This window comes from Amycolatopsis sp. NPDC004169 (assembly GCF_040610315.1).
Lineage (GTDB): Bacteria > Actinomycetota > Actinomycetes > Mycobacteriales > Pseudonocardiaceae > Amycolatopsis.
The window spans coordinates 23129-40427 of the sequence record NZ_JBEXMD010000051.1 but is presented as its reverse complement, the minus strand read 5'-3'; the positions used below and the strand labels follow the sequence as shown (position 1 = coordinate 40427).

Below are 17299 nucleotides of genomic sequence, written 5' to 3'. Positions count from 1 at the left end.
GCTGGCCAAGCACGGTCAGGTCGAGCAGTTGCGCGTCCGCGCCGACAACGGCGACCGGTTCGCCGCCGACCGGCTAGCTGAACTGCTGGCCAAGCACGGTCAGGTCGAGCAGTTGCGCGTCCGCGCCGACAACGGCGACCGGTTCGCCGCCAACCGGCTAGCTGAACTGCTGGCCAAGCAAGGACAGTTCGAAGAAGCCGTCCAGGTGCTGCGCTCTCGCGCCGACAACGGCTCCCGGTACGCCGCCTGCCGGGTGGCTGAGCTGCTGGCCGAACAGGGACAAGTTAAGGACGCCATCCAGGTGCTACGCGCCCGCGCTGCCAACGGCGACGGACCCACCTCCCGCCGCTTGGCCAAGCTCCTCGCCGAACAGGGACAAGTCAAGGACGCCATCCAGGTGCTACGCGTCAGCGCCGACAAAGGCTACCGGTTCGCCCGCCACCAGTTGGTTAGCTTGCTGGTCGCGGAGGGGCAGGTCGAGGAGCTGGAACGCGAAGTGGCGGCTGGAACGGCAGGTGCGGTCGCCGCCCTGCGTCGCATACGGTCCCGCAGGACCGCAGACGGCGATTAGCAGATTAACAACTGAAGCGTGTGTCGAGCTACATGGATTCTGGGCTGATCCAGCCCGCTGAGCAGGTCCGGTACAGGTCTTCTGCCACACCTGACCGACATCTGCGCCAAGCTACCTGGCCGTTTTCAGTGACTTTCGGCAGAGGTGAAGGTTGATGTCGATCAGTCCTGCTAGCTCAAGGCGATCGCGGCCGGGTGGAAGTTGCGAAGAGTAAGTGCCCATTGGCCGATCGCGCAAGGGCGGGCAGCGAAGCGGCCGAGCTCTGGGTGCCGGATGCGTCGGCCGAGTCCTCCAAGGAAGTCGGTGAGGTCGGGGCGTGAGTCGTCTAGATCTTGACGGCGATGGTCCGCGGCGATCTCCAGGCGGGCGTGGCGATCATCGCGGTAAGGGCGGCGACGTCGGGGTATCGGGGTGCCAGTGTCGTGATGCCCGGCCAGGGTGCGGTGGAAGCGTTCGATTTTGCCGTTTTTTTTGGGGTCGGTAGGGCCGGGTCCGTTTCGGGGTGACGCCCAGCTCGGGGCAGTCGTGCCCGAAGGTATTCTTTTCACTCTCTCCCCCGGCGCCGTCGAAGTAGGCATCAGGGTCGAAGTCTGGGACGAGGAGCCCCCTTCCTTGACTCGGGAATACCTCGACACCTTCACATCCGAGATAACACCTACTCAGAACCCACTGCAGTTGACTTCAATTTCACCCGGCCCCAGCGATCGCTCCCTCGATTTGCCGGAGATCAGGCGTTACAAGGTCGAAGCTTATGTCATTTCACGAGAAACACGCCGCGACGAGGATTTCGACCTCGATGTCCGCGCTGAGCAATGGGTGATCCGCCTGTGGTGACGGGCCGGCGGCGCCGCGCCCGTCCAGCGAGCAGGAGCCACCCCTTGGACGCGACACGGACGGCGAACGTCGGGCTAAGCCGCGAGCGACAAGGTCAGCGGTGGCCGGTCGTTTCCCCAGCATGGATGGAGGGTTGCGCGGTCCGGTGCATGGCGATCCGGGCGCGGAAGGACTGCGCCACCGGCCCATCCGGCAGCGGAGCGGCCCACCGGTAGGACGGAGCCCGGGCCACCGCCGCTGCGACGAGTGTTCGGCCGAAGCCGAGGCGCCGGTACTCGGCCCCGACGTGGACGTAGTCGAGGGTGGTTGTCTGGCACGGCGGGCAGGTGGTCACGGTGACTCTGCCGACCTCGGTGCCATCGAGGCGCAACTCGATCTGGCCGGCCATCGTCCCGGCGGGCGGCGGATGCGCGACGAGGACGAGCCCGTCACCCGGAGCCGCATCGGCGGCGTGCTGGACGGTGACGTCAAGGTGCGCCCACTCCGCGAGGCGCCGGGCCCCTGGTTCGCAGGCTTCGTGGGCGCGGCAGACCTCGCACAGCGTGCTGTGCAGCCGGTAGCGGTGACTGAAAGGCTTGAGCCGGCCGTAGAGATCGAGCCGATGACCACGCAAGCAGACCATGAGCGTGCCGATCGCCGGCCGGACCGGGATCAGCCCGCCGAACTCACCCCGCGCCCCCGACCGGACGGCACCACCAACCTGGCCGTCGATCACGGGCCGGCTCACGATGGTCCCGGCCAGTGCGGGCGCCACCATGGGTTCGTGCGGCTCATCCAGCAACCTCCGACAGCCGACCGCCGGCGGTTGCCCCGACGGCGGCGACGGCGCCATCAGGGCCCGGGAGCTGCAGCGCCAGGTGGCGTGGGCGAGCCGCGGCCCCGCGGCCTCGGCTGGTCGCCACGACATCACGGGCATCCAGGTGGCCGAAACCGTCGTCCGAGAGGCCGCGCCACCGGCGTTTCGCGACTTCCAGTTCAAGATCGGCACCCGGCCAGGAGCCGGCAGAGATCAGGACCGCGCCCCGGTTCCGCACGCGGCCGGCCAGCCGACGCGCGAGTTGTGGCTGGATACCGCGGGCAGCGGCCGGGCCGAGCACGACCAGGTCGAACCCGTCGATCAACGCCGACACGACCGCAACCAGCTCAACCCCGGGATCCGGCACGAGCGCGAGCCGGTCCAAGTCCACGCCCAGCTCGGCGGCCGCCACCACCCCGACAGCCGGCATCCCGATGATCGCCGCCCACGATCCTTCCCGCGTCGCCTCGGCCAGCAGCGCCAAGACCAGCGCAGCCGAGCCCCGCACGGCTACCGTGCTGCCGCGCCGCAACCCACCCGGCACCAGCCCAGCCAGGGCCAGCGCCACCGGCAAGCGACCGGCGGACGCTGCCTTATCCAGGCTCGGCTCGCCGAGCTGCGCAGCCGTCCGGACACCCGGGATGGCCGCGAGCCCGGCCACCGCCTCCGGCACCCCCACCACGCACCTCCAGCACCACGAACACGCACCGGAGACGCCCACGAGGGGAAGCCGCAAGCGAACCCGAACTCATCGAACACTTGTTCGGATACTGCGAGACCCTGCACTATCTGTCAAGCCGAGCCGGTCAAGATCACCCTGCGATGACCGCGCCCGCAGCACTGAGCGCTCGACCTCGTACCAGCTGTCACCCACACGGCGACCGTCGACCTCATCGGCGTGTCCCACCTCGCCAGCGCCGCGATCGCCGAACTGCTCGCCCGCCGCGCGTCGCTACGGCTCTACGCCCCGCCGGAGACCGCCGCCCACCACGTCCTGAGCCTGGTGGAACTGGAACACCACACCAGCGATCCCGACCCCGCCTGAATCCGGCCCGCCCGTTCGGTTCCGTTGCCGGAAACGAGCGGTTGATCAGGCTTCTTCCAGACCCAGGCGACGCAACGTGCTGAGCTGGGTCATCGGGTTCGCCGGCCAGCCGCAGACACATGCGGCAGCTGACCCGCTGGTGGGTGGGGGTGATCTCGCCGCCGGCGCCGAGCGCGGACCAGCCTTGGTGGCAGGCGGGCGCGGGCAGGGTGAAGCTGTTGATCCAGCACCCAGACGACCTGGTGGGCGACGTTGGAACGGCCAATGCGCAGCCGCGTCCCGGTGAACAGCCGGTGCTGCACCCCGGCGAACTGGACCGGGTCGACCCGGGTGACCGGGAACAGCGGGAGCGACTCGCTCACCCAGCCATTATGGCCAGCAGAGTGCGCCAGGATTCGTCGATTTAGCTGGCACCATCGCGGCGGTTGCGTGGCTCGGCTGTTCACGGGGCCGGCGGCAAAGCGGGGGTGGCGTTACTGGCCATCGGCCAGTAACGCCACTCCATGACGCGCCGAGCCTGAGGCCATCCTGATAGGCGAATGAGGTGATCAGCCGTTCCAACTTGGGTCGGGCGAGCAGGACGCGGCGACGGGTTGGGCTGGGCGTGAGTGCTCCCGCCCCGGCCAGGTGGACGGACACCAGCGGGCAGCTGCACCGCAAGAACGGTGCCCTCGACATCGCCGGCCCGCCGGTGGACGGCACCGGGGAGCTCGCCGCCGCGGTGTCGGACCACCTATCGTGACGCAGGAAGCCCGCGCCACGAAACGGTGACCAGCACCACGGCCACGGCCACCCGCGACCAGCGAGAACCAGAGCGCAGTGCGCCGCCGCGGTGGCACCGGGCCACCATGATGCCTCCCCCGTTCCCGCCGCGCCGCCTATGCTCAGGGCACTCCCATGGCTGACGCCAGCTTCGCGAGGTCGTCGCGCAGGCCAGGCACGGCGTCGTCGCCGATGCAGCCGGTGGAGAACTCGACGTAGAGGTCACCGTCTTCCCCAAGCCACCGAGCACGATGCCGCCGAACGGCGGCTGAGCGAGCTGTACCTCAAGGCCGTCGAGCAGCTCGGCTCCCCGCAGGCGGCGGTCCGCCACAGCGGCCTCTACGCGCTCGAACGTGTCGCCCAGGACAATCCGCCACAACGCCAGACGGTGGCCAACGTGATCTGTGCCTACCTGCGCAACCCCTACACTCCGCCGGCGGAGACCGATGAACGCCGCCCGCTGGGCGTCCGGCGCCCGCTCCCCGCAACTGCAGGAACGGGAAGTTCGCCTGACCGCGCAACGCATCCTGCAGCGGCATCTTCACCCCGGCCCGGATCCCGGCAACCAGCACCCTGCCTTCTGGTCCAACACCGAGATAGACCTCACCGGCGCCGTTCTCATCGAGTTCTCCCTGGAAGGCTGCCTGGTCGCCATAGGGATCTTCCGAAACGCGACTTTCACCGGCGGCGCCCGTTTCGGCGACGCGACCTTCAACGGCGGAGCCGAGTTCGACGGCGCGAACTTCACCGGCGGCGCCCAGTTCGCTGGAACGACCTTCGACGCCGGCGCTCGGTTCACTGGGGCGATCTTCTCCGGCCACACCTATTTCCAACGGGCGACCTTCACCGGCAACGCCGACTTCGATCGGGTGCATTTCACCGGCGACACCTGGTTCGATGGTGCGGTCTTCACCTGCAACGCCGCGTTCGCCGGTGCGATCTGCACCGGGTACGTCCGGTTCCACCACGCGACCTTCGGCGGTGACGCCCATTTCGAAAACGCGGCCTTCCTCAGCGATGCCCGGTTCGGTCGGGTGACCTTCACCGGAACGACCCAGTTCGTCCGCGCGACTTTCGACGGCCCCGCCCAGTTCGGCGACGCGACCTGCACCGGCGACGTCCGGTTCAGCGGAGCAACCTTCAACGGCCTCGCCCAGTTCGACAACACGACCTTCTACCGCAGCGTCGCGTTCGTCGGTGCGGCCTTCAACGGCAACGTCTGGTTCCGCGGTGTGACCGTCGGTCACACCGCCCAGTTCATGAGAACGACCTTCACCGGCGAGGCTCGGTTCACGGGGACGGCTTTCGCCACCGAGGCCAACTTCGAGGGGGCGACGCGCCGAGGCCGGACCTTCAATCCCGTGCAGCGCGATTGGCGTCGCCGGTGTCGAACGACCACACGATGCGGCCGTCGTCGGCGACGCCGCGGTGGGCAGATGCAGGGCCTGCAGATCCCCGAGGTCGACGACCCCTGGATCCAGCACGCCGACCGCCTGCCCGCCGCGGTCAAGGTGTCCGCGCGCATCTACGTCCGGCGCCCCGAAGAGGTCGCCGGCGAGCTGCAGCGACAGATGAACAAGGTCCGCTCGCAGGTCAAGCACTACACCGACGAGCACGAGCTCGAGCCGCCGCAGTCGCTGTCCCGGCAGGCCGGGCGCGTGCTGGAGATCGACGACGAGATGACGTCGGGCTTCACCGCGCTCGCCACCCGCGTCCGCTCCTGGTGGCGGCTGGCAGTGTCCGGCCCGACCGAGCGCGACACGCTGCGCCTGGCCCAGCAGCTGCTCGACCTCTACGAGGTCCTGATGGCACCACGGGCGGAGGTCGTCGAGGAGCCGGAGCCCGTCACCGTGTGACTAGTTCTAAAACTGACAGAGGTTGTTGACAGTCTGGGCTCCTGATCAAGGGAGGCCCATGGCTGAGCGAGTGTGGAGTGAGAAGGACCTGGTCAGGCGCGCGAACCGGCGCCTGGCCGTCCTGCGTCACGCCGAAGAAGTCAGCGGCAACGTCGCGGCGACCTGCCGCTACTACGGCATCAGCCGCACCGTGTTCTACCGGTGGAAACGCCGCTACGAGGACGAGGGCATCGACGGTCTGAAAGACCGCTCGAGCGCGCCGCTGCACTGCCCGACGATCACCCCGCCCGAAGTGGTCGAGAAGATCGTCCACCTGCGGCATCACTACCACTTCGGCCCGTTGAAGATCGAAATGTACCTGCGCCGCTACCACGACCAGGAGATCGGCCACTCCACGATCTACCGCATCCTCAAACGCCTCGGCATGAGCCGGCTCCCGGCGTCCCAGCGCTACAAACGCCACCAGCAGCGGTGGAAGCGGTATGAGAAGCAGCGACCCGGCCACCAGCTGCAGATCGACGTCAAGTTCGTCGAGCCGATCACCACCGACGCCGGCCGGAAGAAGCGGTACTACCAGTACACCGCGATCGACGACTGCACCCGCCTGCGGATCCTGCGGATCTACCCCCGCTCCGATCAGAAGACCGCGATCCAGTTCCTCGACTACGTCCTGTCCCGACTGCCGTTCCAGGTCGAGAAGATCCAGACCGACAACGGCGCCGAGTTCCAGTCGGCGTTTCACTGGCACCTGCTCGACCAAGGCATCGGGCATATCTACATCCGCCCGGCCACCCCGCGGCTCAACGGGAAGGTCGAGCGTTCGCATCGCATCGACGCCGAGGAGTTCTACCGCCTGCTCGACGGTGTCGTCCTCGGCGACCTCGGCGCCTTCAACGACAAGCTCAAGGAATGGGAGGACTACTACAACTACCACCGCCCTCACGGGAGCCTGGCCGGCCAAACCCCGTATGAGAGGCTGCTACAGAAGACCCAACACCCATCCCAGGGTGTCAACGACCAGAAGCAGCAGCACAACTAGTGCGTGGGTGGGGTGGGCGGCGCCGTCGCGGCGGGCGACGGCACCGGGGGGTGGATCAAATCCATAACGAATGGCTGGAACCCGCCGATAATGATCGTCGCCACCCCGCCGGCGAGGGCGACGGCCACCGAAGAGCCCCATGCGCTCAGCCACCAGAGGTTGTGCACTTCGGCCAGCCGCGTGGAGCTGGTGCCGAATCCCCTGAGGACCTTGCGGTCGGCGAGCAAGCCGAGTGTCATCAGGACCGCAAAGTCCTGCGCGACGCCGAGGCCGACCTGCCGCCAGTCGGTGCTGCCGCGCCCGACCACGCCCTCAAGCACGGCCGTGACCGCGATGGCGACGAACAGCCAGGTGGCCTTCGCCAGCCCGGTGGGGCCGCGGAACAGGGGGAAGAAGTACCCGAACACGAATCCGAACCCCGCCCACGTGAGCATGAGCGGGCCGACGGCCGTCAAGACGGTGAGCACGGGATATGGATCCTGCGGCAGGATGTCCAGCCGCGCGCCCAGCAAGCCGAGCAACGTCCACGGTGCGCCCAGCGCGGCGCCGACGCCGGCACACCACCCGGCGCGTTTCCACGGACGGCGGCTGTGCAACGAGCCGAACACCAGTTGTTCGGTCGGGATGCCGAGCAGGCCGGTCGTCCTGGTGCTGAAGGCGTGCTGTTCGAGCTCGGTCACCCGACTTAGACCGGCCTCAAACCCGAGGGAGCCGTCGGCGACCTTGTCGCGGACGTCTTTTCGCGCGCCGGATAGGGCCCGGCGAGCAGTGCCCGCGGCGGTCAGCTTTTCGAGGACGCGTTCGCGCCGCCTGCAATCCGTGGCGAGGACCGCGGACGCGTTCGGCACCTGTGACAGGGGGAACAACGCCCAGGCCAGCAGGCCGGCCCCGGCAACTACGATCGGCGAAGGCGAGCTCACCAGTGAGTAGCCGGTGATCGCCAGCAGCGTGGCGGCGATGCCGATCGAGCGGTGCGCGTGCAGAGTAGGGAGTGCGGTCACCGGCTGGATTCCCAGCTGGCGCACCGCGGTCACCAGGGCCACCGTGAGGACGAGCCCCAGGATGCCGTCGAGCCGCAGGCCGAAGGACAGCAGGTCGTTCCAGCCGGTGGTGCCGTCCGGGTAGCGCCACGGGATCGCGACGGCGAGGCACACCACGGTCACGGCGACGGTCGACGGGCCCTTCGGTGCCCAGTTGAACGCGCGTCGCACGAGGAACCCGGCGCCCAGGGCCAACGCGGCCCCGGCGGCGAACAGGACGGTCAGCCTGCTGGCGCCGGGAAGCGCGCCGGTCTTGTACTGCACGGTCGCCAGCGTCGCCAGCGGCAGGCTGATCGCCGCCGGGAGCAGGAAGCGGCCGCGAAACGGGCCGGGCGCCTGACCCAGCCGCAGCAGGATTCCTTCCGCCGCCAGCCCGAATCCGCCGAGAACCAGCAGCTCGACGGCGACGACGCCCACCATGGTCCCGGGCGACCAAGGCTCATCGGCCAACGCTGTCGCCCAGACCGAAGCCGCGGCGGCGAGAAGGGTTACTAACGACAGGGAGGCGAACGCCGGTTTCGACGGGCTGGTTCCGGTTTCAGCCGGTCCCCGGAACCACCGGGGCGCCATGCCGAGGGCCAACGCCGTCAGCACGATGATGGCGCCGTTGACGGCCGAGTAGCCCGTGGTATCCCACCCGAATAACCGGGCGGGAACCAGGCGCCCGGGTGCTTTCGAGGTCAGCGACCACCACAGACCGCTGGTGACCGACGCCAGCTGGCTCAGCCCGACGATGAGGCCGTGGAGCCCCAGGACGAAAGCCGACAGCCGGGCGAACCGTTTCCAGGACTCCCGCCGGGCGACGGTTCCGAGCAGGCCGGAATACTCCGCCAGGTGGAGCAGCAGCCAGGCGACCGCAGCAAGCGCGGCACTCCCCAGGTAGCCCGCGGCGGTCGTGAGGCTCCCGGCCAAAGGGGAAGTCGTGCGGAGCCATTTCGGTGCCGGTTCGGCGAAGACGTAGGGCTGCGGGGAGCCGGCTGTAAGGTCGAGCTCGAAGGACCCGGCGTCTGCGCCGAGGTCACCCACCAGCTTGCGTTCGTTCTGTTCGGTCACGAGAACCGGTCCGCGGATGCCGCCGATCTGCCGGTCCTTAGCCGTCACGGTCAGGACGGTTCGGGGCCAGAAGCTACCCGAGACGCCCAGCGTCCGGTCGGCCGGTACGGGGGGCTGTCCTGGGAAGCGCCGTTCGGTGCCGGTGAGGGTGATGACGGCCTGGACTTGCCCGGCAGCCATGGTGACCGTGGGGCGGGTCCACTCGAGTGAGGGACCCTCGTCGAAGTGGAGATACCCCAGCTTGGCGGAGATGAACGCGTCCGGGTTCGCCCCGGCCTCGCCTCGCCGCACCTGGTCGACCAGCGGATGCCGTCCGGGCAGGCTCAGCGCCAGCCGGGCCGTGATCGTCCCGTCCGTTTCGCCGATATCCGCGGCGAGCCGGGGTTCCGCGAGCCCGGTCTCGTCGGCCGTCGCCCAGCGGCAGCTCACCGCCAAGGTCGGCTCCGCCCCGATCCACCAAGAGCCGCCTGGCGGGCACTGCGCCGTGCGGGAACGCGGGGTGATCATCTGCACGACATCCAGACCGAGTGCGGCGGCCCCGGCGAGGAGCAGCAGAACGGCCGCGGTGGAGGTGAGGCGTCCGAGCAGTCGCCATGGAGAGGGGAGGTTCTGGTTCCCGGACATCACGACCTCGCGGGCGTAGGTTTCCACCTGGCCTGCGAGTAGTCGAAAAGCGGGGTCCGCTCGTAACGGTCTTTGCCGAATCGTGCCTTTGCGATCATCGCGACCGCGTCCGGAAGCCGCGGTCAGCCCCGATTCGGCGTCGAAGTGGAGTTTCAAGGTGATGCGGTACCGGTCGCTCCGGTACGCCGAGCGCGTCAGCTCGACCACGCGGTCCGTTGGTGTCCCTCGTCAGCTGCTCGATACTGAGCTGGAGCCGGTCGGCCTAAAGGAAGCCCTGCCGGCCGACGTCGTCGCCCGGGTTGGTCGGGCAAGCCCTGACGTCAGCTTGCCCGACCAGTGGTCGGTGTCAGTAGTAGCGCCACGCGGCGCTCAGTAATAGCGCCATGCGGAAGAGGCTCCGTAGATTCGCCAGGGCGCGGAACTGCTTGTATCGGACCCAGGCCGGGTTCTGCCTGATCACCTCGCTGGTGTCGGTGACGGTGAGCCCGACGACCACCCGCAGCACGACGACTTCCCGTTCGCTGTCGGAGAGCATGTCCAGCATCCGCCACACCTGCGAGACAGCGCCGGCGCGTTCGCTCGGGCAGCGCCGCGTGCCGGCCAGCCGGTTCTGCACCGGCATTCGCATCCGCAAGCACGACACTGGGCGATGAGCGAAAGCAAACTCGGCGTCGGCGGCGTCCTCACCGACCTGCCTGTGCTGTGGATCAACCACCAGGCCCGCAACACCGACGCCGCATACAAGCCCGTTCAACTGGCGGTCGCAGCCCGGTGCGGGCTGACGGTCGCCGACACGCTCGTCACCAACACCTCGGCCGCCGTCCACCGGTTCGCCGCCGAAGGCGCAACAGTGACCAAAGCGTTCGGCGCGACAGCGATCATCGAGGACGGCGGCCGCAAGACGACCTTGACCCACCTGCTCGACGCCTCCGACCTCACGGACCTTCGCGGCGTCGAGGTGAGCGCGCACCAATTCCAGCGCTGGATCCCCAAAGCCTGCGAGGCGCGTCTCATCGTCGTCGGCGACCGGATCTTCACCGCCGCGATCCACGCCGGCAGCGCCGCCGGCTACCTCGACTGGCGCAGTGACTACGGCGCCTTGCGCTATGAACGCATCGACCCGCCGTGCGACGTGGTCGCCGGTGTGCTGGAGTACTGCATCGCGTTCGGCCTGCGCTACGGCGCCTTCGACTTCCGGCCCGACGGCTGGTGGGTGTTCCTCGAATGCAACGCCACCGGCCAATACGGCTGGATCGAAGACGCGATCAACGCCCCGATCACCGACACCCTCGCCGACCTCCTCGCCCAGGGAGCCGCATGACGGCCGCCGGCTGGCCGGAACTGGCCCACGGCCTGGCCGACCAGCTCGCCGACGACGGCGTCCTGCACTCCCCAGCCTGGCGGGCCGCACTCGAGCAGACCCCGCGGCACGTGTTCGTCCCGGCGTTCCACACCCAACGCGCCGACGGCACCTGGGCCACCACCACCGACGGCGATGACCGGTGGCTCGAACAGGTCTACCGCAACCAGCCCCTCGTGACCGCGCTCGCCACCACCACGACCGGCCACCAGGTCACCATCTCCTCCTCGACCAAGCCCGGCCTGATGATCCGCATGCTCGAGGCCCTCGACATCCACGACGGACACCACGTCCTCGAGATCGGCACCGGAACCGGCTACAACGCCGCCCTGCTCTGCCACCGCCTCGGCGACCAACACGTCTACTCCGTCGACATCGGCGCCGACCTCGTCACCGCCGCCCGCCAACGCCTCGCCAGCCTCGGCCACACCCCCACCCTCGCAGTCACCGACGGCACCGCCGGCCTCCCCCAGCACGCCCCCTACGACCGGATCATCGCCACCTGCTCAATCCCGGAAATCCCCTGGACCTGGGCCGAACAACTGCGCCCCGGCGGCCTCCTGCTGACCGACCTCAAACGCACCATCCACGCCGGCAACCTCGTCCTGCTCACACGCCACGACGACCGCCTGGAAGGCCGATTCCTCCCCGCTGGGCCGGCTTCATGGCCATCCGCCACACCGACACCGCTCCCGAAACCCACCAGCCCCCGATCAACCCCGACACCGGCACCCCGACCACAACACAGCTCGACCCGCTGCCATGGACCTTCCCCGTGCCGTGGTTCCTCGCCCACGCCGACCTCCCAGCGGGAATCGGCTTCGGCTACCGCGGCGCAGGCCCCGAATGGGCCGTCTTCACCGCACCCGACGGCTCGTGGTGCACCGTCCGAACACAACCCGACGACCACGGACAGCGGGACGTCCTGCAGAACGGGCCGACCGCAATCTGGCACCACGTCGAAACCGCCACCCACACCTGGACCCAGCTCGGCCAGCCAGGCTGGGAGCGACTCGGCCTCACCGTGTACCTCGACCGGCCGCACCGCGTCTGGCTCGACCAGCCCGACAGCCACATCCACTGGGAAATGCACAGCTGACGGTCGCGATCACGCCGAAGCCCAACCGCATCCAGCAGCGAACACACACCCGAACGCAAGGTACACCGGATGACCTTCACCAGCGAACCGCCCCTGCGGGTCGGCGCCCGCGTCCTGCTCCTCAACGCCGCCGACGAGGTCCTGCTCATCCACGCCCGCGACCCCGACGACCCCGGCCACCATTGGTGGGAACTCCCCGCCGGCGGCCAAGACACCGGTGAACAACTCGAGGACACCGCGCGACGAGAAATCGCCGAGGAAACCGGACTCGTCGTCGACGAGATCGGCCGCAAGCTCTGGACCCGCGAAAGCCGCTTCACCTACCGCGGCCGCGAGCACCACCGCATCGACCACGTCTACCTCGCCCGCACCGACCACACCGCACCGCGCACCACCACCCGGCACACCACCAACGAGCGCGCCGGGCTCATCGAACGCCGCTGGTGGTCAGCCGCCGCGATCTCGAGCTGCCACGACAAGCTCCTGCCCGCCGAACTGCCCGACCTGCTGCAGGCACTCCTCGACGACCGCTTCTCGCTCACTCCCCTGGCCCTCACCACTTGAGATCGACCGCGCCGGCGTGGACGCACCGCTGATCAGGCCGACACATCGCGATCCAGGCGCGGAACGACTGCGCCACCGGACCGGCCAGCAGCGGCGCCGTCCACCCGTAGGAAGGGGCACGAGCTACCGCAGCCGCCATCAGCGCGCGACCGAAGCCGAGATGCCGGTATTCGGTGATCGGCTCGCCGCGGCGACAGCGCCGCCGACGCCTAGTAGCTGCAGCGCGAGTTGCCGCAGGCCAGATGACCGATGCCGTCGTCAATGAAGCCGTGCCACCTGCGTTGCGAGACCCGGATCTCGAGGTCGAAACCGGGCCATACGCCGGCGGTGATCAGCGCCGCACCCTGGTCGCGGACCCGTCAGGGAGGCCGACGCACCCGGTCCGGCTGGACTCCCCTGACCGCGTGCACCTTCGACGCCGTGACGAACACCTACGAGCCGTTCCCGCGCCATGGTTCGTGCTGATGGCCAGCGCGACGCGGATCGTGTCGACACGCCCGAGCCACGCCTCCCCCGGGCGCACGGGATTGTCGGTGGTAACGCTTACGCTCTCAGGGGGAGGGCTCCCCCGAGCGGAACCTGCAGGTCCGTAGCGGTGCGAGACGTCCGAGACGAAGGGAGAGCCGATGAGCCTGGACGAGGCGTTCGACGAGTATCAGCAGACGGTCGATGCCGACCCTATCCAGGTCAAGGAGGCACGGGCCCGCCGCGACACGTTCAAGGCCGCCCTCGGCGCCGAGGGCGACGTTATCGAGGTATGGGGATCGGGCTCTTTGCGTCGCAGCACGCACACCGGACCGCTGATCCACGACGTCGACCTCGTGGTCGTGTTCGACCGTGATGACCACCCCGGTTGGGGCGAGCCGAGCAACAACACCGCCGCCGACTCGCTCGATGTGCTGCAGGAAAAGATCACCAGGTTGCTCGGCAACAGCGGCACGGTCGAGAAGCTGGTCCGACGTGCCGATCCGCGCCCGCACGCCGTGAAGTGCTTCATCGACCTCCCCGGTGCTCCCGAGGGATTCACCGTAGATGCGATGCCCGCGCTGAACGACAACGGCATGCTCCTCATCCCCGAGATAAACGACAACGACACCTCGCTGTGGATCCCTGCCAACCCTCAATACCTGGTCCGCGAGGTCGCCCAGCGCAGCTCGGACTGGGACTACTTCCTCCGGCTGGTGCGTGTGGTCAAGAAGTGGCGCAAACGCACCGAGGTGCAGGGCGAGGTCAAGTCGTTGGTGATGGAGGTTCTCGCCCTGCACCACCTCCCCGTTGACACCCGGCCTAACGCACTTCGCCGGTTCTTCACCGCGGCGGCGACCGCAGTGGGAAACGGACCGATCGTTGACCCGGCCGGTGTCTGCGGAGAGATTCAGCCCGAGCTTGACCGCGTCGGTTTGCGCGACTCGCTGCTGGATGCCGCTGACCTCGCTGACCAGGCGTGCGACGCCGCCGCCAACGGTTATACCGACGACGCGAAGAAGCTCTGGCGGGAAATTTTCGGCAGTGACTTCCCAGCACCGAAAGGCAAAGGCAACACCGGTCCCGCACTGATCACCCCCGCGGTCGCCAAGCGACCGATCAAGGACGCCCCCCAAGGCTGACGACGATCATGATCGATAAGGTGGAGTTCGCGGCAATCCCCTGGTGGGAAGCCGAACCCTCACGGTTCGCGCGAGATCAGCGCGAGATCGCCGCATCCTTTCCTGAGCTGACCTGGCACGCCGTCGGCGCCGGCGGGTGGAGCGGAAGGCTGTCCCTGTGGCCGTTGGGGCGGCCTGAACCAACTGGGCTGGTGTTCCTCCTCGGCGGACGTGGCCTGCAAGTCGAGATCACCTACCGCCAGGCGTACCCGATGGTGCCTCCGCGGATCTTTCCCGTCGATCCACGACCGGAACCCGTGGAGTGCACACAGCACCAATGGCATGTGAACGGAGACGGCAGCCTATGTCAGTTCCAGACCGACACTGCCTGGGACCCCCGTGATTCGGTCTGCGACATCATCATCAAGGCAGCGGCGTGGCGCGTCGAGTACGCGCTGATGAAGGCGGGTGCACTGGAGCAAATGACCCTGCACGGAATCGTGAGCGACTCATCCCTGGACGACTTGATCACGAGCACCGGCCAACAGCTCGAAAGCACCAACGCGCACCCAAAGGAGACCGAATCCGTGCCAAGCGCCGACGCCGAGGAGGAAGGATGACAAGCACCGTCCTCCTGCTTCCGCGCAACGGGCTGCGGCGCCTCATGGCCCTGAACGCCGGGACGTCGGGGGCGATCAAGTTCAAGCACTCGTCAGCTGACGATCTGATGTTGCTCAGTTACGTCAAGGTCGGCGAAGTCGGATACCAGGTACCTCTGGCTCCTAAGACACACCGACTCAATCAGGGTGACACCGGCGTTAACGGACTTTGGTTCCAGGTACCGGTGGAACTGCACTGCTGGTGGTACGAGCTCGTCCGGCGTGGAGATCAGTTCTGCGTGCCGCGCGACGAGTTCGTCAAGCGGCTTCCCGGCCCCTTGACCGATCCGGGCGCACTCGGCTATATCGTCCTCACGTACGCCCGTGGAGCCGCATTCCCGCCGTACGACGTCACCCCCATTCCGGAATTCGCGGCATGGCTGGTCACGCGCGATGGTGTTTCAGGTGTCAGTGTCGCTGTCGAACCAGCAGAGTTCGGTACGGGGCAGCTCGCCGCTCGTTGGCCGATAGATGACCTGGCCAAAGCGACGGTCATGGTGGTCGGCGTCGGTAGCATCGGCGGCGCAGCCGTCACGGCGCTCGCAGGCTACGGCGTCGGTCGGCTCTTGCTGGTCGACCCAGATCGACTGATGTGGCACAACCTGGTGCGCCACGTGCTTCCTGGCCGCCATGTAGGACATTTCAAGGTCGACGCGCTCCGCGAGCACCTCTCGGACCAGCGCAGCGACACAAGGATCGTTCCGTACCGCTTCGACGTCGTCGATGACGCACACGAGGTTCGCGGCCTGCTGTCTGCAACAGACATCGTTCTCTGCTGCGCCGATGGCGTTGCTCCGCGACGAGTGGTCAGCCACCTCGCACGTCGCGCCGGAAAGCCTGCAGTCCTAGCTTGCGTCCTGGACGATGGCGGCATCGGAGAGATCATCCGACTACGCCCGTACCCAGACCACGGCTGCCTCCTGTGCCGCCGCCAGGCACTCATCGACGACGGCACGTTCGATCCCGAACCAGAACTCGAGGCCGGCTATGGCACCGGTACACTACATCAACCAATGACGGCGGTAGGCTCTGACCTCGCTATTGTCGGTGATCTTGCCGCCAAGGTCACTACCGCGACTGTGCTGGAAACGGCCGGGCACTACACCCACCGTCTTCCCGGCGAGCAGCTCAACCTTGCCCTCCAAGCACGCCGCGGATGGCCCGGACCCTACGACCTCGGCTACACCGGCAACGCTCGCTGGGTCTCCACCGTCGCGCCGCCGCGTGATGACTGTCCTACGTGCGGGAAGCCGTGACAGACACCGTCCCCGCCTCCATCATCGTCGCCACGTCAGTTGTCGACACAATCGCCCACGAGGCACAAGCCTCCCGCGACGGCACCGAAACCGGCGGGATTCTACTCGGCACGACAGAGGGCAACAGCCTCGTTATCCGTCATGCCGGAGGCCCCGGCCGACATGCCACTCGACGAGCGACATTCTTCCAACGCGACCTCAACCATGCCCAGGCGCTCGGCGATCAGGCGTTCGAACGAGATCGAAGCGTGTGGGTCGGAGAATGGCACACCCACCTCGCAGCTCCAGCCGTGCCAAGCTCCCGAGATATCGCTACTTACCAGAAGTTACTCGCCGACCCCGAGCTTGACTTCGACTTCTTCGTCGCGATCATCCTCGCTGATCCGACGAATAATTGGACACAACCGCAAACAGCTACATGGTTCATTACGCCATCTGAGACCCGAGTCATTATAACAAACGGTCACACCTAACCACAAGAGTATAGTGCGACGCTCAATGAAGCCGGGCTCTATCGGTGAGTGGTTTCAGAAGTAGCCGACCACGACAAACTGTTCGATCGGATTCGACGGACGCGATCCCGGCATCAGCAAGGGCCACCTCAAAACGTCGAACACGGCCGGGACGCACCGAACCGGAACCTGGCGACCTTCTACGAGGAGATATACTCTAGGCGCGGACGGCTCTGGTCGACCTATGTCCAAGCGGTCGCCGCGCCTCCGGCTTTCACTTCCGCGCGATGACCGCCAGCAATCCGCTCGCCGGAAGGGGGCAACATTTGTCACCGATGTTACGACTCCGAACGAGAGCGTCATGCTACCCTGACAAAGACCCGAACAGGAGTGGCAGCCGCGGCGCAGCGCCGCGAACCGGTCGACACCTCCGCCACCTCGCAGCGCCAGCCGACTCGGTATCCCAAGCTTGCCAGTTCACGTGCGTATAGTCGCCACGATGCCTGGTGCCACGTCAACCTCTGCATGCCACTAAAGGCTCACATCTCACCCGACACCGTGCAGGTCCACTGGAATATGGTGGACAAAATGGCTTTCAACTACTTCCCGAATCGTTGTTATCAGCGGATATTCATGACCATCGACATGCACCGCGCTTCGCTCGATGATCTGCGACCACCTCCGCTTTCGCCGCGTACCAGAC

17 protein-coding genes and 3 pseudogenes are annotated in these 17299 nt (G+C 67.5%); 16 read left to right on the top strand and 4 right to left on the bottom strand.

What is annotated here, in order from left to right:
* Together ABZX11_RS41815 and ABZX11_RS41810 are read left to right on the top strand one after the other, a co-directional pair.
* Positions 1–571: hypothetical protein (locus ABZX11_RS41815; protein ID WP_354923998.1), on the top strand; the 571-nt coding region annotated here is incomplete at its 5' end.
* Between the two features lie 525 nt (positions 572–1096).
* On the top strand, positions 1097–1405 hold the full coding sequence (locus ABZX11_RS41810; RefSeq protein WP_354923996.1) for a hypothetical protein: 309 nt from the start codon (positions 1097–1099) through the stop codon (positions 1403–1405).
* 94 nt (positions 1406–1499) lie between these two features.
* On the opposite strand, the gene ABZX11_RS41805 is transcribed toward ABZX11_RS41810, so the two are convergent.
* Positions 1500–2186 carry a GNAT family N-acetyltransferase gene (locus ABZX11_RS41805; protein ID WP_354923994.1) on the bottom strand — a complete coding sequence of 229 codons (687 nt, stop codon included), beginning with the start codon at positions 2184–2186 and terminating at the stop codon, positions 1500–1502.
* Complete coding sequence (locus ABZX11_RS41800; protein ID WP_354923992.1) at positions 2176–2880, bottom strand: hypothetical protein; 705 nt, start codon at positions 2878–2880, stop codon at positions 2176–2178. The genes ABZX11_RS41805 and ABZX11_RS41800 overlap by 11 nt, the downstream gene beginning before the upstream one ends.
* Before the next feature lie 219 nt (positions 2881–3099).
* Between ABZX11_RS41800 and ABZX11_RS41795 the strand changes: the two genes are divergently transcribed.
* The 6 genes and pseudogenes from ABZX11_RS41795 to ABZX11_RS41770 all read left to right on the top strand — a co-directional run bounded on the left by ABZX11_RS41795 (position 3100) and on the right by ABZX11_RS41770 (position 6903).
* A complete protein-coding gene (locus tag ABZX11_RS41795) occupies positions 3100–3246 on the top strand; it encodes a hypothetical protein (RefSeq protein WP_354923990.1) in 147 nt (48 codons plus the stop codon).
* Positions 3247–3365: 119 nt separating this feature from the next.
* Complete coding sequence (locus ABZX11_RS41790; RefSeq protein WP_354923988.1) at positions 3366–3653, top strand: hypothetical protein; 288 nt, start codon at positions 3366–3368, stop codon at positions 3651–3653.
* 197 nt (positions 3654–3850) lie between these two features.
* Positions 3851–3988 (top strand): hypothetical protein, encoded by a 138-nt coding sequence (locus ABZX11_RS41785; protein ID WP_354923986.1) that lies wholly within the window; start codon positions 3851–3853, stop codon positions 3986–3988.
* 466 nt (positions 3989–4454) lie between these two features.
* Positions 4455–5234 (top strand): annotated as a pseudogene (locus ABZX11_RS41780) (pentapeptide repeat-containing protein); the annotation flags it as partial.
* 204 nt (positions 5235–5438) lie between these two features.
* Positions 5439–5807 (top strand): annotated as a pseudogene (locus tag ABZX11_RS41775) (ATPase); the annotation flags it as partial.
* Between the two features lie 115 nt (positions 5808–5922).
* Positions 5923–6903 (top strand): IS481 family transposase, encoded by a 981-nt coding sequence (locus ABZX11_RS41770; protein WP_354923984.1) that lies wholly within the window; start codon positions 5923–5925, stop codon positions 6901–6903.
* On the opposite strand, the gene ABZX11_RS41765 is transcribed toward ABZX11_RS41770, so the two are convergent.
* Both ABZX11_RS41765 and ABZX11_RS41760 read right to left on the bottom strand, forming a co-directional pair.
* Positions 6900–9827: a hypothetical protein gene (locus ABZX11_RS41765; RefSeq protein WP_354923982.1), complete on the bottom strand. Its 2928-nt coding sequence runs from the start codon at positions 9825–9827 to the stop codon at positions 6900–6902. The two genes, ABZX11_RS41770 and ABZX11_RS41765, sit on opposite strands and share 4 nt — an antisense overlap.
* Positions 9828–9966: 139 nt before the next feature.
* Positions 9967–10242 carry a hypothetical protein gene (locus ABZX11_RS41760; protein WP_354923980.1) on the bottom strand — a complete coding sequence of 92 codons (276 nt, stop codon included), beginning with the start codon at positions 10240–10242 and terminating at the stop codon, positions 9967–9969.
* Between the two features lie 27 nt (positions 10243–10269).
* On the opposite strand from ABZX11_RS41760, the gene ABZX11_RS41755 reads away from it, so the two are divergent.
* The 8 genes and pseudogenes from ABZX11_RS41755 (at position 10270) to ABZX11_RS41720 (ending at position 16617) form a co-directional block, all read left to right on the top strand.
* Positions 10270–10941, top strand: coding sequence for a hypothetical protein (locus ABZX11_RS41755; protein ID WP_354923979.1), 672 nt, complete (start codon positions 10270–10272; stop codon positions 10939–10941).
* Positions 10845–11501 (top strand): annotated as a pseudogene (locus ABZX11_RS41750) (methyltransferase domain-containing protein); the annotation flags it as partial. The gene ABZX11_RS41755 and the pseudogene ABZX11_RS41750, both read left to right, overlap by 97 nt.
* A gap of 143 nt (positions 11502–11644) precedes the next feature.
* A complete protein-coding gene (locus ABZX11_RS41745) occupies positions 11645–12079 on the top strand; it encodes a hypothetical protein (protein WP_354924040.1) in 435 nt (144 codons plus the stop codon).
* A 69-nt stretch (positions 12080–12148) separates the two neighbouring features.
* A complete protein-coding gene (locus ABZX11_RS41740; RefSeq protein ID WP_354923977.1) occupies positions 12149–12643 on the top strand; it encodes an NUDIX domain-containing protein in 495 nt (164 codons plus the stop codon).
* A 626-nt stretch (positions 12644–13269) separates the two neighbouring features.
* Positions 13270–14250, top strand: coding sequence for a hypothetical protein (locus ABZX11_RS41735; protein WP_354923975.1), 981 nt, complete (start codon positions 13270–13272; stop codon positions 14248–14250).
* Positions 14251–14258: 8 nt separating this feature from the next.
* Complete coding sequence (locus tag ABZX11_RS41730; RefSeq protein WP_354923973.1) at positions 14259–14849, top strand: hypothetical protein; 591 nt, start codon at positions 14259–14261, stop codon at positions 14847–14849.
* Complete coding sequence (locus ABZX11_RS41725) at positions 14846–16144, top strand: ThiF family adenylyltransferase (protein ID WP_354923971.1); 1299 nt, start codon at positions 14846–14848, stop codon at positions 16142–16144. The genes ABZX11_RS41730 and ABZX11_RS41725 overlap by 4 nt, the downstream gene beginning before the upstream one ends.
* On the top strand, positions 16141–16617 hold the full coding sequence (locus ABZX11_RS41720; protein ID WP_354923969.1) for a Mov34/MPN/PAD-1 family protein: 477 nt from the start codon (positions 16141–16143) through the stop codon (positions 16615–16617). The genes ABZX11_RS41725 and ABZX11_RS41720 overlap by 4 nt, the downstream gene beginning before the upstream one ends.
* The last annotated feature ends 682 nt before the right edge of the window (positions 16618–17299 follow it).